This window comes from Streptomyces sp. NPDC004065 (assembly GCF_044903565.1).
In the GTDB taxonomy this organism is placed as follows: domain Bacteria; phylum Actinomycetota; class Actinomycetes; order Streptomycetales; family Streptomycetaceae; genus Streptomyces.
Map to the genome: position 1 here is coordinate 63,650 of NZ_JBJDQT010000031.1, position 13,644 is coordinate 77,293.

The following is a 13,644-nucleotide window of genomic DNA, read 5'->3' on the forward strand; positions in this document are numbered from 1 at the left end:
TGCCTCGTGTGAAGGTTGAAGCGTGTTATGTCCGATACGTTTTCGTGACCTTTTTCCGAGGGGGCGTCACCAGCCGGTGAGCAGCAGGTGGTTGAGCAGCAGGGCGAGCACGGCCTGGGCGGCCAGCCAGGCGCGCGGGCGGGTGAGCAGGGCGCACGCCGGGAGGAGCCAGAGGACGAAGGGCAGCCAGATGCGCTCGGTCTCGGCCTTGCTCATCCCGGACAGGTCGGCGACGAGCAGGGCGAGCAGGGCCGACAGGACCAGCACTCCGAGGCGGGCCCCGGCCTCCGGGGGGCCGCCGCCGCCGCGGACCCGGGCGAGGGCACCACCGCGCGGGCCGAGCGCCGCCCCGCCGGCCCGGACCAGGCCCGCCGCCGTCGCCGGCCCCGCGACGAGCACGGTGCAGGCCAGGTTGGCCCACACCCAGTAGCCGTACGGACGGGTGCCGCCGACGCCCTGGTAGTAGCGCGTGACCAGCAGCCGGTACGCCTCCCACCAGTCGAATCCGGCGAGCGTGAACACCAGCGGGACGACCGCGGCGCCGAGCGGGAACAGGCACATCGGCAGCGCTGAGCCCCGCGGCACCGCGCCGTCCCGCAGCCGGGCCGTCAGCAGCACGCCCGCGAGGACCAGCGCGAACAGCGTCAGGCCGTACGACAGGTAGCAGGTCAGCCCGAACAGCAGCCCGGACCCGAGGCCCGCCGCCGCCCGCGCCCCGCGGCCGCCCCGGCCGGTCACCGCCGTCGCGAACAGCGCGACGGACCAGGCCGCCACGGCCGTGAACCAGCCGTCGGCGGACGCGCCCACCCACACCGCGGCCGGCGCCAGGACCAGGAACGGCGCCGCCCGGCGCGCCGCCTCCTGTCCGGCCAGCGCCCGCACCGCCACCAGCACCGCCACACAGGCCGTCGTGCCCGTCACGATGCACCAGGCGCCGGCCCAGCCACCGCCGCGCAGCCCTGCCCGGTCGAGCAGGACGAAGGTGAGCGTGGCCGCCGGAGGGTGACCGGCGATGTGGGCGGGCCACTGGCCCTCGGAGCCCGCCAGGATGTGCTGGGTGAAGTCGCGCAGCGCCGCCGGGATGTCGTGGAAGCGGCCGATGACCTGGAGATACTCGTTGCGGGTCGTGAGCCGGACGGCCACGCCCCGGTGCCAGCCGTCGACCAGCGCCAGCGACCAGGTCCAGGCCAGGGAGGCGGCCCAGGCGGCGGGGAGCAGCGCGCGCCACCGCAGCCGTGAGGCGAGCGGCGGCCCGTACGCCACCACCGCGACCGCCACCAGCAGCGCGCCCGGGGTGCCCGGCCCCAGGTGCGGGGCCCATTCGGCGTACAGGGGCGGCCAGTGCACGAACAGGGTGCGGTGGGCGGACTGGATGCGGCGGCCGACGACGACGGCGGCCACGACCAGCAGGGCGGCGGCCGTGGCGGCGGCGAGGTCGCGAAGGGCGGGTCGGATCGGTCGGGTCACACCGGCACGCTAGGGCGGCGGGGGGCCGCTGCCGGGGCGCCCGGCCAGGACGTCAGCGTTTCGTCATGGGTCGCAGGCCCTGCCGGGGGCGTTCGCGGCCTACGGTCGCAGCATGAGCGACCATCGGCTCCCCACCTCTCCCGGCTTCTGGCGCAGCCCGCTGCGGGGCCCCCGGTTCACCTCGGTGCTGGGGCTGGTCCTGCTCGTCGGCATCACGGTGCTGTTCGTGACGGGCCTGGTCTCCTACGCCGCCTACAACCCGGGCCTGTCACCGGTGAACGACATGACCCCCGGCAAGGGCCTGCTCGGCTTCTACCTGTTCGCCTGGCCCACGCGCCCGGTCTGGCTGTACCGGCTCACCCAGGGCGTGCACGTCACGCTCGGCATCACGCTGATCCCCGTGCTGCTGGCCAAGCTGTGGTCCGTGGTCCCCAGGCTGTTCGCACTGCCGCCGGCCCGCTCGGTCACCCACGCCCTGGAACGGATCTCCCTGCTGCTGCTCGTCGGGGGCGGCCTGTTCGAGTTCACCACCGGCGTGCTCAACGTCCAGCTGGACTACGTCTTCCCCGGCTCCTTCTACCCGCTGCACTTCTACGGCGCCTGGGTGTTCTTCGCCGCCTTCGCCGCGCACGCCGCCCTGAAACTGCCCGCCGCCCTGCGCAACGTACGGCGGCTCCGGTCCGGCACGGAGCAGACCCCGCCCACGGCGGACGACGACGCCGGACTGGTCTCCCCGCGGCCGGACCCGCCCACCGTCACCCGCCGCGGGGCGCTGTGGACGGTCGGCGGCGGCTCGCTCCTGCTGTTCGCGACCACCGCGGGACAGAGCTTCGACGGACCGCTGCGCCGCACCGCCCTGCTCGCCCCGCACGGCGGGGCCGAACCGAGCGCGGGCCCCGGCGGCTTCCAGATCAACAAGACCGCCGCCTACGCGGGCATCGACGCGGCGGAGACCGGCGAGGAGGCGTGGCGGCTGGTCGTCACCGGCCGCGCCGGCACCGTCCGGCTCAGCCGCGCGGACCTGCTGCGGCTGCCGCAGCACGGCGCGGCGCTGCCCATCGCGTGCGTGGAGGGCTGGTCGACGTCCGACCAGTGGTGGCAGGGCGTGCGGCTGGCCGACCTGGCGGCCCTCGTCGGCCACGACGACGCGCCCGACGTGTTCGTGGAGTCGCTCCAGCGGCACGGCGCCTTCCGCCGGGCGGCACTGCGCGCCAACCAGGTGCGCGACCCGCTGTCGCTGCTCGCCCTGCGCGTCAACGGCGCGGACCTGACCCCGGACCACGGCCACCCGGCCCGCGTCATCGTGCCGGCGGCGCCCGGTGTGCTGAACACCAAGTGGGTGGCCCGCATGACCTTCGGAGACCTGCCATGACGCCCCGCCCCCCGCACCGGCCCCGCCTGCCCCGCCGAGCCCACGGTCTCCGACCGCCCCACTTCCGCCTGCCCCGCCTCCGGCGCCCGTCCGGCGCGCCGCACCCCGGGCGCCCGTCCGGCGGGCTCCGGCTCCCGCACCCGCCCGGGCTCCCGCTCGGCAGCCCCCTGCAGCTGCTCGTCCTCGCCTGCTCGTTCGCGGTGGCCGCCTACGCCGGCGCACGGCTGTTCGCGGGCGACTGGTTCGGCGTCGCCCTGTGGATCGTGGGCGCCGCGCTGCTGCACGACCTGGTGCTGCTGCCGCTGTACGCGTCGGCCGACCGCGCCCTGCTGAGGGCCTGGGGCGCGGCCGGCCGCCGGGAGTGGGCGGTGTACGTCCGGGTGCCGGCGGCCCTGTCGGGCCTGCTGCTCCTCGTATGGTTCCCGCTGATCACGGGCCGCGTGGACCGCCGCTACCGGCTGGTCACCGGGCTTTCCGCGGACGGCTTCCTCGCCCGCTGGCTGCTGATCACCGCCGTGCTCTTCGGCGGCTCCGCGCTGCTGCTGGCCCTGCGGCTGCGCAGGGCGGCGAAGCACCGGCCGCCCGCCGTCCACTGACCGACGGGCCGCCACCCCGCGCGGCGGGCGTGCCGCAGCAGGGCGCGGGTGCCCACCCGCGCCCACGGGAACTGGGCCCCCGCCGCGCCGCGGGGCCCGCGCCCGTCGACGACCTGCACCTGGACGCGCTCGTCGACCTCGGCCGGCGAAGCCTCGGCGATCAGCAGACCGCCGGGGCGCAGGAGCCGGGCCACCCGGCGGAGCAGTACCTGCGGGTCGCCGCCGATGCCGACGTTGCCGTCCATGAGGAGCGCGGTGTCCCAGCGGCCCTCGCCGGGGACCGGCTCGAAGACGGAGCGGCGCAGCGCGGGGCCGCCGAGCCGCGCCGTGCGGCCCACGGCGGCCTCGCTCACGTCGATGCCCAGCACCCGCGTGCCCCGCGCCGCGAGCGCCGCGACCATCCGGCCCGGTCCGCAGCCCACGTCGAGCACGGCACCCTCGCAGCGGGCCAGCACTCCGAGGTCCGCCGCGTCGGGCTCCGCGCACCACCGCTCCACCTCCAGCGGCAGCAGCCACCCGTCGGCGCGGCGCAGGAACAGCGGCCCGCGCCCGGCGCGCAGAGCGGCCGCGTACGGCTCGTCCGAGGCCGCCCAGGCGCGCATGCCGCCGGACGGCGACGGCGACGGCGACGGGGACGGGGACGGGCATGGGGAGGGGGAGGGGGAGGGGAACGAGGGAGCGGACGGGTCGCCGGGATGCGGGGCGGGCGCGGGGCCGGACGCCGTACGGGGCGCGGAACCCTGCGTGGGCGCGGACGCCGGCGTGGGCGAAGACGCCGGCGTGGGCGAAGACGAGGGCGCGGGCCGGGAGGAGGACGAGGGGGTGGCCGTGGGCGGGGACGACGGTGCGTGTCCGGGCGGGGCCGGCGGGGCCGGGGCGGCGCGCCGTGGCGGGGTGGTCCCGTGGTCGGTCCTCGTCGGGGCGCTCATCGGGGCACGTCCGCGGTGAACCGGGCGAGCCGTGCGGCGAACCGGCTGTGCGGGGCCTGGGCGGCGACGGACACGGCGTCGGCGGCGGTGTCCACGTCCCGCAGCCGCGGCAGGTCGCGCACCCGCAGCCCCGCACCCACCAGCCGCTCCCGCTGCACCCGTCCCGTCACCGGGGTCGACATGGGCACGCCCAGCGGAAGCGAGGAGTCCGGCGCGGCGAGGCCGAGCGCCCAGAAGCCGCCGTCCTCGGCCGGACCGAAGTACGCGTCGCAGTCGGCGAAGTCCACGCCGAGCAGCTCCGGGGTCACCTGCGGAGTGTCCATGCCGATCAGCAGCGCCGGCCCGGAGCAGCCGGCGAAGGCCGCGGCCAGCCGCTCGTCGAGGCCGCCCGCGCACTGCGGCACGACCTCGAAGCCGGGCGGCAGCCAGGGGCCCGGCGCGCCGTCGAGCACGAGAACGCGCCGGGCGGCCGGGGCCGCGGCGACGGCGTGCAGGGTGTCGGCGAGCGCCGCCTCGGCGAGCGCCGCCGCCTCCCGCGGAGTGAAGGGCGGGGTGAGCCGGGTCTTCACCCGGCCCGGACGCGGCTCCTTGGCGATCACGAGCAGTGTGGTCACCCCGCCGCCCCTCTCCCGGAGCCGGCGTCCCCGGCCTGCCCGTGCGGCCCGTCCTGGCCGTCCTGGCCGCCCTGCCCGTGCTGCCCGACGTCGAGGGCCGCCCCGGCAGCACCACCGGGCCCCTCGGCCCGAACGGCGACCCCGGCCCGACCCGCGACTCCGGCCGGACCGTCCGGCGGAGCGGCCGGGGCCGAGCCGGGGGAGACCGGGACGGAGCCGGGGGAGACCGGGACCGCGTCCGGTGGAGCCGGTGCGGCCAGCACCCGGCTCATGTCCCGCACCGCCTGCCAGGTCCCGCGCCAGGTGCCCGTCACCTTGGAGGCCCCGGTGCGCGGCAGGTAGGGCACGTCGTGCTCCACCACCCGCCAGCCCGCGTCGGCGGCCCGGACCACCATCTCCAGCGGGTAGCCGCTGCGTCGGTCGGTGAGCCCGAGTCCGAGCAGAGCCGTACGGCGGGCGGCGCGCAGGGGGCCGAGGTCGTGCAGGCGCAGGCCGGTGCGCCGGCGCAGCATCCGGACCAGCGCGAGGTTGCCGGCCCGGGCGTGCGCCGGCCAGGCACCCCGCCCCGCGGGACGGCGCCGGCCGAGCACGAGGTCGGCCTCACCGGCCCGCACCTCACGGACGAACGGCACCAGCAGGGCCGGGTCCAGCGAGGCGTCGCAGTCGCAGAAGCAGACGATGCCGGCGGTGGCCGCGGTCAGCCCGGCATGGCAGGCGGCACCGAACCCGCGGCGCGGCTCGTGCACGACGGTCGCGCCCCGCTCACGGGCGAGCGCGGCCGAACCGTCGGTGGAGCCGTTGTCCACGACCAGGGCGCGCCAGCCCTCGGGGATGCGGTCGAGCACCCAGGGCAGGGCGCCGGCCTCGTTCAGACAGGGGAGCACCACGTCGACGTCCGGTGCGGTGGAAGAGGTCGTCACGGCACTCACCCTACGAACGCGAACCGGGCATTCCGGGCGACGGCTCCTTACGAAACGCGGACGTCGGGCCGAGGGCCCGGGCCGGGGGCGGCGCGGGCAGGCGCGCGGTGCCAGGCTGGACGCATGCAGCAGCCGTACGAGCCGGAACACGCCGGCCCCGCCGATCGGCCGGCCCACCCGGCCGCCCGTGTCCTGGTCGTGGACGACGACCCCACCGTCGCCGAGGTCGTCGCGGGTTACCTCGACCGCGCCGGCCATGTTGTGGACCGGGCGGGGGACGGGCCGACGGCGCTCGCCCGGGCCGCGGCCAACTGGCCCGACCTGGTGGTGCTGGACCTGATGCTGCCCGGCATGGACGGCCTGGAGGTGTGCCGCCGGATGCGCGGCCACGGTCCCGTGCCGGTCATCATGCTCACCGCCCGCGGCGACGAGGACGACCGCGTCCTCGGCCTGGAGGTCGGCGCCGACGACTACGTCACCAAGCCGTTCAGCCCCCGCGAACTCGTGCTGCGCGTGGAGTCGGTGCTGCGCCGCAGCCGCCCCGCCACGGCGCCGCAGCCGCTCGCGGCGGCCGGTCTGAGCATCGACCCCGCCGCCCGCCGGGCCACCCGCGACGGAGCCGAACTCGCGCTCACTCTCCGTGAGTTCGACCTGCTCGCCTTCTTCCTGCGGCATCCCGGACGCGCGTTCACCCGGGAGGACCTGATGCGTGAGGTGTGGGGCTGGGATTTCGGGGACCTGTCCACGGTCACCGTCCATGTGCGGCGGCTGCGCGGCAAGGTGGAGGACGATCCCGCCCGGCCGCGCCTGATCCAGACCGTGTGGGGCGTCGGATACCGGTTCGACCCGGCGGGACGGCAGCCCCGGGAGGCGGGGGAGGGGAACTGACGATGCGTGACGTCCTGCTCATCGCCCTGTACTCGTTCCTCGGGGCGGCCGCGACCGGGCTGGCCGGGGCGGCGGTGCTGCGGCTGGTCCGGCGGCGCTCGCTGACCGCGTCGCTCACCGTGGTGGCGGCCGTCGCGGTCGGTGCCATGTTCGCCGGCACCCTGGCCGTGGCCCGGGCGATGTTCCTGTCCGCGCACGACCTCTCCGTCGTCACCATGGTCGTGGCCATGGCGGCGGTGGTGTCGCTGGCCACGGCGCTGCTGCTGGGCCGCTGGGTCGTCGCCCGCAGCCGGGAACTGGCCCGCGCCGCCCGCTCGTTCGGCGACGGTGGGAGCTTCGCCGCCCCCGACGGCCCGGCGACCGCCGAACTGGAGTCACTGAGCCGCGAACTGGCCGCGACCAGCGCCCGGCTCGCCGAGTCCCGGGAGCGCGAGCGGGCCCTGGAGGCCTCGCGCCGGGAACTCGTCGCCTGGATCTCGCACGACCTGCGCACCCCCCTCGCCGGGCTGCGCGCCATGTCCGAGGCGCTGGAGGACGGGGTGGCCCCGGACCCGCACCGCTACCTCAAGCAGATCCGCACCGAGGTGGAGCGGCTGAACGACATGGTGGGCGACCTCTTCGAGCTCTCCCGCATCCACGCCGGCAGCCTCGCCCTCACCCGCTCCCGCATCTCGCTGTACGACCTGGTCGGCGACGCCCTCGCCGGGGCCGACGCACTGGCGAAGGAACTCGGTGTCCGCCTGGTGGGCGAGCGCGTCGAGCCGGTCCCCGTCGAGGTGGACGGCAAGGAGATGAGCCGGGTGCTCGGCAACCTGCTGGTCAACGCGATCCGCCGGACACCCGCGGACGGCACCGTCGCCGTCTGCGCCGAACGCTCGCCCGAGGGGGTCGTGCTCTCCGTCAGTGACGGCTGCGGCGGCATCCCCGAGGAGGATCTGCCGCGCGTCTTCGACACCGGCTGGCGCGGCACCCACGCCCGCACCCCGCCGGCGGGAGCGGGCCTGGGCCTCGCCATCGTCCGGGGCATTGTGGAGGCCCACGACGGGCGCACCGCGGTCCGCAACATCCCGGGCGGCTGCCGCTTCGAGGTCACCCTGCCGGCACCCGTGCGGTGATTTCCCGGCGGCGCGGTGACGCTCCGGCCGGGCAGTGAGTCCAGCCGGCCGGTGAGTCCGGCGGGGCAGTGAGTTCCCGGAGGGGTGCTGAGTTCCCGGAGGAGCGCTTCTCCGGTCGTGCGGTGCGCCTCCGTGCCGAGCGGTGCGCCCCCGTGCCGTGCGGTGCGCCTCCGTGCCGTGCGGTGATCTGCGGCCGTGCGGTGCATCGTCGGCCGTGCGGCGGGGTCGGCGGCCGGGGCGCGGGATCGACGGGCCCACTCGCCCCCGGCCGGGGAGTCGGCGGCTGGGCCGCGGGGTCGACGGGCCTACTCGCCGGGGGGCAACCCGACGGGGCCGGGCCGGACGGCGACGCGTCCGCCCGCGTCCGCCTAGGCCGGCTCAGGGCCGTAGGGCCGGACGAGGCCCGTACGAGCGCGGGCAGCGGCCACGGGCTGGAGCCGCCGGGCGTACGCAGGACGAGGAAGCCGCCGAGCGGACGCGGCGCCGCGCGGCCGGGGCCAGCCGGGTCCGCGGGGCAGCGCCGGGATCACGTCCCGGCAGGGGGGTGGCGGGAGGGGGCCACGCGTGCTGGGCCGGGCGGCGGCGTGTCCACCCGTGTGCCGACTCCGGATCCGGTCCCTCGGCCCGAGGCGGCACGGGGCAGGGGCGGGCGTCGTCCCCGGCGTCGACCGACCGGAAACGGCTCCACCGCCGTTGGACTTCGCTTCAGCGGACCCCGCGCGGCCGCATCACCGTGCGGAAGTCGTCTCCGCGGACGCCCGGTGGCCGCACCGCCGTGAGTGCGCCGAGTCCGCGGGAAGGATGGGGCTCACCGCCGTACGGGTGTCGTGTCTCCGGCCGGGGACGGGCCTCACCGCCGTGCGACCTCACCACCGTACGGTCTCAACGCCGTACGGGTGTCGCCGCGCCGGCCGGGTCCGGGGCGTCCGCCGTCGGGGACGCGCCCGCGAACTCCCGCATGCCCTCCTCGAATCCGACCGCCGGCCGCCAGCCCAGCTCGGCGCGCAGCCGCGTGGAGTCCGCGGTGATGTGCCGGACGTCGCCCAGGCGGTACTCGCCCGTGACGACGGGCTCCGGACCGCCGTGGGCCGCCGCCAGCGCGCGGGCCATCTCCCCGACCGTGCGCGGGGTGCCGCTCCCGGTGTTGTACGCGGTGAGCAGGCCCTGCCGCGCCGGTGCCTCCAGGGCCGCCACGTTGGCCGCGGCCACGTCCCGCACATGCACGAAGTCGCGTCGTTGCCGGCCGTCCTCGAAGACCCGCGGGGCCTCGCCCCGGGCCAGCGCGGAGCGGAAGAAGGCGGCCACGCCCGCGTACGGGGTGTCGCGGGGCATCCGCGGGCCGTAGACGTTGTGGTAGCGCAGGGACACCGCCGAACCCGAGGTCGCCCGCGCCCACGCGGCGGCCAGATGCTCCTGGGCCAGTTTGGTCGCGGCGTACACGTTCCGCGGGTCGGCCGGGGCGTCCTCGCCGACCAGCCCGGGGGACAGCTCCGCACCGCACTGCGGGCACACCGGCTCGAACCGGCCGGCGTCCAGGTCGGACACGGTGCGCGGCCCCGGACGCACGGCGGCGTGCTCCGGGCACTCGTAGCGCCCCTCGCCGTAGACGACCATGGACCCGGCCAGCACCAGGTGCCGTACGCCCGCCTCGGCCATCGCGCCGAGCAGGACGGCGGTCCCGAGGTCGTTGCGGGAGACGTACTCGGGCGCGTCGGCGACCCCGTTGCCGAGGCCGACCATCGCCGCCTGGTGGCACACGGCGTCCACCCCGGCCAGGGCCCGCCGGACCGCTTCCGGGTTCCGCACGTCCGCGCCCGGCCGCGCCCGCGTGTCGAACACCACCGGCTCATGGCCGTGCTCCGTCAGCGCCTCGACGACATGGGACCCGATGAACCCGGCACCGCCGGTGACCAGTACGCGCATACGGCCCACGCTAGGCGCCCCGCGCCCCCGCACCGGCCGACCCGCCCGCCACGTCACGCTTCCGTAAGACGCCCCGCGGGGCGGCCCGCCACGAGGTCCGCGCCGGCCACCGCGACCCTCCGCCCGCGTCGGCCGCGCCGCGCCCGGCCCACGCGCCCCGCCCGCGCGCCCCGGCGTGCGGCCCGGGCATGGCACCCTGGCCGCATGTGCGGCCGCTACGTCTCCACCCGCAGCCCCGAGGACCTGGTCCGCCACTTCGGGGTCACCCGATGGCGTCCCGAGGAGGCACTGGAGCCCAGCTGGAACGTCGCCCCGACCGACGACGTGTGGGCCGTGCTGGAACGCGTGCCGCGCGAGGCCCGTGGGCGGGACGGGGACGCCGCCCGGCCGTTCAGGGAGTTGCTGCCGCTGCGCTGGGGGCTCGTCCCGTCCTGGGCGAAGGACGTGCGGACCGGCGCCCGGTTCATCAACGCCCGGGTGGAGACCGTGCACGAGAAGCCTGCCTTCCGCCGGGCCTTCGTCAAGCGCCGCTGCCTGCTGCCCGCCGACGGCTTCTACGAGTGGCAGCGGATCGAGGCCGGCGACGGCGGAAGGACGCGCAAGCAGCCGTACTTCATCCACCCCGAGGACGACGGGGTGATGGCGCTCGCGGGGCTGTACGAGTACTGGCGCGACCCAGAGGTGGAGCGCGACGACGACCCCGCCGCCTGGCTGACGACGTGCACCATCATCACCACCGAGGCCACCGACGCGGCCGGCCGCGTACACCCCCGCATGCCACTGGCGCTCAGCCCGGACCGCTACGACGACTGGCTCGACCCCGGCCACCAGGACCCCGCCGGGCTGCTGGAACTGCTCGGCCCGCCGGCGGGCGGCCACCTGGACGCGCGGCCGGTGTCCCCCGCCGTCAACAGCGTCCGCAACAACGGCCCGCAACTGCTGGAGCCCGTGCGGCCGCCCGGTTCCTGAGCGGCGAGAGCGGCCAGCCCGCCGCCCGCCCTCCGCCTCCGCCTCCACCCCCGGTCCGGGGCGCTTCCCCCAGGTGGAGCAACCGGACGCCGCCTTCTCGCCGCTCGGCGCCCACCTGCGCGGGACGGGCCCGGGTTCCCCCGCCTGACCGGCACCCGGCCGCCCCTCCGGGCGGCCGGCAGCCGTACCTCCGCCCGGACCGGCGCCTACGGTGCTGGGCAGGTGACCGTCGGTCGGCGATGGGAGGCACGGTGGCGGATGCGGGCTCTCCGGCGGAGCCTCCGGCGGGCCATGCGGCCGGCGATACGGCGGCCGGGCGGAGCCGTGGGCGGCGGACGGGACGCGCCGGGCCGGGTGGCCGGCCGGGCCGCACGGTGCTGAGCGGCGGGCCGGCGCGCCCCGCGAGGCCGCCGCGGCGTCCGCCCGGCGTGTCCGCGCGGGCCGGGCATCCGGTGCCCTGGCTGCGGATCACCGCCGCCTATTCCTGGCGCCTGATCGTCGTCGGCGTCGTCGTCTACGGCGTGTTCTCGGTGCTCGGCCGCTTCCATCTGATCGCCGTGGCCGTCTTCCTCGCCCTGGTCGTCACCTCGCTGCTGCGTCCGGTGACCGATCTGTTCAACCGCCTGTTCCCCAGGCCGCTGTGCGTGGCGGTGTCCCTGGTCGGCAGCCTGCTCCTGCTGATGGCGCTGCTCGCCCTGGTCGGCAACGCGGTGGCGGGCGCCTGGCCGACGCTGACGGGCGAGTTCGGCGGGGGCGTCCGCCGGATCGAGGAGTGGCTGCGGCGGCCCCCGTTCCGGCTCAGCCCGGGCCGGCTGACCGCGCTGCAGCACCAGATCGTGAACTATCTGTCCGGGCACCGGGCCGGCCTGCTCAGCCGGGCCCTGAGCGGCATCGGGCAACTGGTCGAATGGGTCACCGCGGGTGTGCTCGCCCTGTTCTCCTCGGTCTTCTTCATCCACTCCGGGGAGAAGCTGTGGCGCTGGGTGCGCGACCGGCTGCTGCCCCGCGCCGCCCGCGAGGTGTGGGACCGGGCGGGGCACGCCGCCTGGCGGACGTTCGCCGGATACACGCGGGGCATCATCATCGTGGCCGCCACCAACGCCGTGCTCGTCGGCATCGCCCTGTTCGTGCTGCGGGTCCCGCTCGCGCTGCCGCTGACGCTGCTGGAGTTCTTCGCCGCCTTCGTGCCGCTGGTGGGATCGCCGGTGGCGCTCGGCGTGGCCACGGTGGTCGCCCTCGCCGGACGCGGGCCGTTCACGGCGCTGGCCGTTCTCGCGCTCATCGTCGTCATCGGCCAGATCGAGGGACACCTCCTGCACCCCCTGGTGATGAGCTGGGCCGTCAGCCTGCATCCGCTGGTGGTCGCCGTCTCCGTGATCGCGGGCAGCATCGTCGCGGGTGTCATCGGCGCCGTGGTCGCCGTGCCGTTCGTGTCGGTGGCGTGGGCCGTGCTGTGCGCGCTGCGGCCCGCACCGCCGTAGCGCCCGGTGGAAGTGGACGGCGGACGGTGGACGGCGCCGCGGGGGCCGCGGGGGCCGCGGGGGCCGCGGGGCTTTTCGGCCGCCGCAGAAAGGGCACGCGTCCGGGGTACGACCCCCGAGCCGAGGAACGGTGTCAGCGATGGCCGAGTACGAACGTTCACGCACGATGCCGGCACAGCCGGAGCAGGTCTTCGACCAGGCCGCCAACGTCGGACAGCTCGACGCCTGGCTGCCCGACGAACTGCACGTGCACGCCGAGGACCCCCCGGCCGTCACCGTGCACGAGGACCGCAGCCACCAGGACACCTCCGCCCTGCTGCGCGCCGAGCGTGACCAGATGCGCATCGAGTGGGGCACCCGCGACCAGGGGAGCTACGCCGGCTGGCTCCAGGTCGCCGGCATCGGCAGCGGCGCCAGCGAGGTGACCGTGCACCTGTCCTTCTTCGACGACAGCCACGACCCCGGCGAGCGTGCCGCCTGCGAGGCGCTGGACTCCAGCCTGAGCCGGCTGGAGGAACAGGTGCGCCTCCGCGTCGACAACGCGGCCGGCTGATCCGGCGGGGACACCGCGGCCGCCCGGGCGACGGGCGGCCGCGTTCCGTCACAGGGGCGGCCGTGTCAGGTCACGCGGCGGGTGTAGGAGTCCGGGTACCGGTCGGTGAACTTCACCGCCCAGACCAGCAGCACCACCGGGATGACCCAGTTGAGCCAGTCGCTCGCGGTGGGCGCCCGCACGGCCAGCCAGGTGGAGACGGCCATGGCGGCGAACACGCAGCCCCACACGGTCGTCAGCACCACGTTGATGTGCTTGAAGACGGGCGAGGTCCACAGGGCCGGCGGGGTGACCTCACGGGCGTACTGCGCCGTGAACGGGTCGAACAGCAGGGAGCCGAAGGCGACGACGGCCACCGCTGCGTTGGAGATCACCTGTGCGTACGTCTCCAGCCAGAGCAGCTCCTGCCGGTCCAGGGCGAGTGCGAGCACCGTGATCACGGCGAAGAAGACGATGCCCGTCATGTCGAGAATGTACAGTCGGCCCCGTGCGATGTCCTTCGCGGACAGTCCGACGGCCGCGACGAGCGCGGCCAGCGCGGCGTACTCCCAGGTGCTGGGACTGGCCACGACTCCGAAGATGATCCAGGGCGCGAACGAGAAGAAGACACTGGTGTTGCCGCCCGCTCTGCGCGGCGGTGCCTCGGTGGCCACCTGCTGTTGCATGGCATCTCTCCCGCTTGAACCGATCCGACGGCGACTGGCGCCGACAGGCCGTCAGGACCGTTGCCATGGACGTCCTTCACGCCCGGGCGGAACGGTCCGGCCCGTGAACACGCCACGGTGTGCGGCCCGTTGACGCAGCCGCACATCGTGGT

11 protein-coding genes and 1 pseudogene are annotated in these 13,644 nt (G+C 76.3%); 6 read left to right on the plus strand and 6 right to left on the minus strand.

The genetic code is table 11. From position 1 onward, the window contains the following. Nucleotides 1-66 precede the first annotated feature (66 nt). Nucleotides 67-1,467, minus strand: coding sequence for a hypothetical protein (locus ACI2LW_RS27735; RefSeq protein ID WP_404733962.1), 1,401 nt, complete (start codon nucleotides 1,465-1,467; stop codon nucleotides 67-69). Between the two features lie 112 nt (nucleotides 1,468-1,579). On the opposite strand from ACI2LW_RS27735, the gene ACI2LW_RS27740 reads away from it, so the two are divergent. Continuing rightward, a complete protein-coding gene (locus ACI2LW_RS27740) occupies nucleotides 1,580-2,839 on the plus strand; it encodes a molybdopterin-dependent oxidoreductase (protein ID WP_404733963.1) in 1,260 nt (419 codons plus the stop codon). A gap of 451 nt (nucleotides 2,840-3,290) precedes the next feature. Here the strand turns inward: ACI2LW_RS27740 and ACI2LW_RS27745 are convergent, their stop codons facing one another. The 3 genes and pseudogenes from ACI2LW_RS27745 to ACI2LW_RS27755 form a co-directional block, all read right to left on the minus strand. Continuing rightward, complete coding sequence (locus tag ACI2LW_RS27745) at nucleotides 3,291-4,037, minus strand: class I SAM-dependent methyltransferase (RefSeq protein ID WP_404733964.1); 747 nt, start codon at nucleotides 4,035-4,037, stop codon at nucleotides 3,291-3,293. A gap of 323 nt (nucleotides 4,038-4,360) precedes the next feature. Continuing rightward, complete coding sequence (locus ACI2LW_RS27750) at nucleotides 4,361-4,978, minus strand: DUF2064 domain-containing protein (RefSeq protein WP_404733965.1); 618 nt, start codon at nucleotides 4,976-4,978, stop codon at nucleotides 4,361-4,363. Between the two features lie 233 nt (nucleotides 4,979-5,211). Then, nucleotides 5,212-5,907 (minus strand): annotated as a pseudogene (locus ACI2LW_RS27755) (glycosyltransferase family 2 protein); the annotation flags it as partial. A gap of 114 nt (nucleotides 5,908-6,021) precedes the next feature. Between ACI2LW_RS27755 and ACI2LW_RS27760 the strand changes: the two are divergent. Further along, complete coding sequence (locus tag ACI2LW_RS27760; RefSeq protein WP_404733966.1) at nucleotides 6,022-6,786, plus strand: response regulator transcription factor; 765 nt, start codon at nucleotides 6,022-6,024, stop codon at nucleotides 6,784-6,786. Between the two features lie 2 nt (nucleotides 6,787-6,788). After that, nucleotides 6,789-7,901 (plus strand): sensor histidine kinase, encoded by a 1,113-nt coding sequence (locus tag ACI2LW_RS27765; RefSeq protein WP_404733967.1) that lies wholly within the window; start codon nucleotides 6,789-6,791, stop codon nucleotides 7,899-7,901. An 882-nt stretch (nucleotides 7,902-8,783) separates the two neighbouring features. On the opposite strand, the gene ACI2LW_RS27770 is transcribed toward ACI2LW_RS27765, so the two are convergent. Further along, nucleotides 8,784-9,824, minus strand: a complete 1,041-nt coding sequence (locus tag ACI2LW_RS27770) for an NAD-dependent epimerase/dehydratase family protein (protein WP_404733968.1) — start codon at nucleotides 9,822-9,824, stop codon at nucleotides 8,784-8,786. Between the two features lie 204 nt (nucleotides 9,825-10,028). On the opposite strand from ACI2LW_RS27770, the gene ACI2LW_RS27775 reads away from it, so the two are divergent. The 3 genes from ACI2LW_RS27775 (at nucleotide 10,029) to ACI2LW_RS27785 (ending at nucleotide 12,827) form a co-directional block, all read left to right on the plus strand. Beyond that, complete coding sequence (locus ACI2LW_RS27775) at nucleotides 10,029-10,793, plus strand: SOS response-associated peptidase (protein ID WP_404733969.1); 765 nt, start codon at nucleotides 10,029-10,031, stop codon at nucleotides 10,791-10,793. A gap of 428 nt (nucleotides 10,794-11,221) precedes the next feature. Beyond that, entirely contained in the window at nucleotides 11,222-12,274 is a 1,053-nt protein-coding gene (locus ACI2LW_RS27780; protein ID WP_404733970.1) for an AI-2E family transporter, read from the plus strand. A gap of 139 nt (nucleotides 12,275-12,413) precedes the next feature. Continuing rightward, entirely contained in the window at nucleotides 12,414-12,827 is a 414-nt protein-coding gene (locus ACI2LW_RS27785; RefSeq protein WP_404733971.1) for an SRPBCC family protein, read from the plus strand. Nucleotides 12,828-12,892: 65 nt separating this feature from the next. On the opposite strand, the gene ACI2LW_RS27790 is transcribed toward ACI2LW_RS27785, so the two are convergent. Beyond that, the gene (locus tag ACI2LW_RS27790; protein ID WP_404733972.1) at nucleotides 12,893-13,492 is read right to left on the minus strand and encodes a hypothetical protein; all 600 of its coding nucleotides are present in this window, start codon (nucleotides 13,490-13,492) and stop codon (nucleotides 12,893-12,895) included. Between the last annotated feature and the right edge of the window lie 152 nt (nucleotides 13,493-13,644).

Bases quoted from the DNA above. Each gene is read 5' to 3' on its own strand.
- ACI2LW_RS27770 (WP_404733968.1), bottom strand. From the start codon at position 9,824: ATGCGCGTACTGGTCACCGGCGGTGCCGGGTTCATCGGGTCCCATGTC.
- ACI2LW_RS27760 (WP_404733966.1), top strand. From the start codon at position 6,022: ATGCAGCAGCCGTACGAGCCGGAACACGCCGGCCCCGCCGATCGGCCG.
- ACI2LW_RS27765 (WP_404733967.1), top strand. From the start codon at position 6,789: ATGCGTGACGTCCTGCTCATCGCCCTGTACTCGTTCCTCGGGGCGGCC.
- ACI2LW_RS27785 (WP_404733971.1), top strand. From the start codon at position 12,414: ATGGCCGAGTACGAACGTTCACGCACGATGCCGGCACAGCCGGAGCAG.
- ACI2LW_RS27775 (WP_404733969.1), top strand. From the start codon at position 10,029: ATGTGCGGCCGCTACGTCTCCACCCGCAGCCCCGAGGACCTGGTCCGC.
- ACI2LW_RS27790 (WP_404733972.1), bottom strand. From the start codon at position 13,492: ATGCAACAGCAGGTGGCCACCGAGGCACCGCCGCGCAGAGCGGGCGGC.
- ACI2LW_RS27740 (WP_404733963.1), top strand. From the start codon at position 1,580: ATGAGCGACCATCGGCTCCCCACCTCTCCCGGCTTCTGGCGCAGCCCG.
- ACI2LW_RS27745 (WP_404733964.1), bottom strand. From the start codon at position 4,037: ATGCGCGCCTGGGCGGCCTCGGACGAGCCGTACGCGGCCGCTCTGCGC.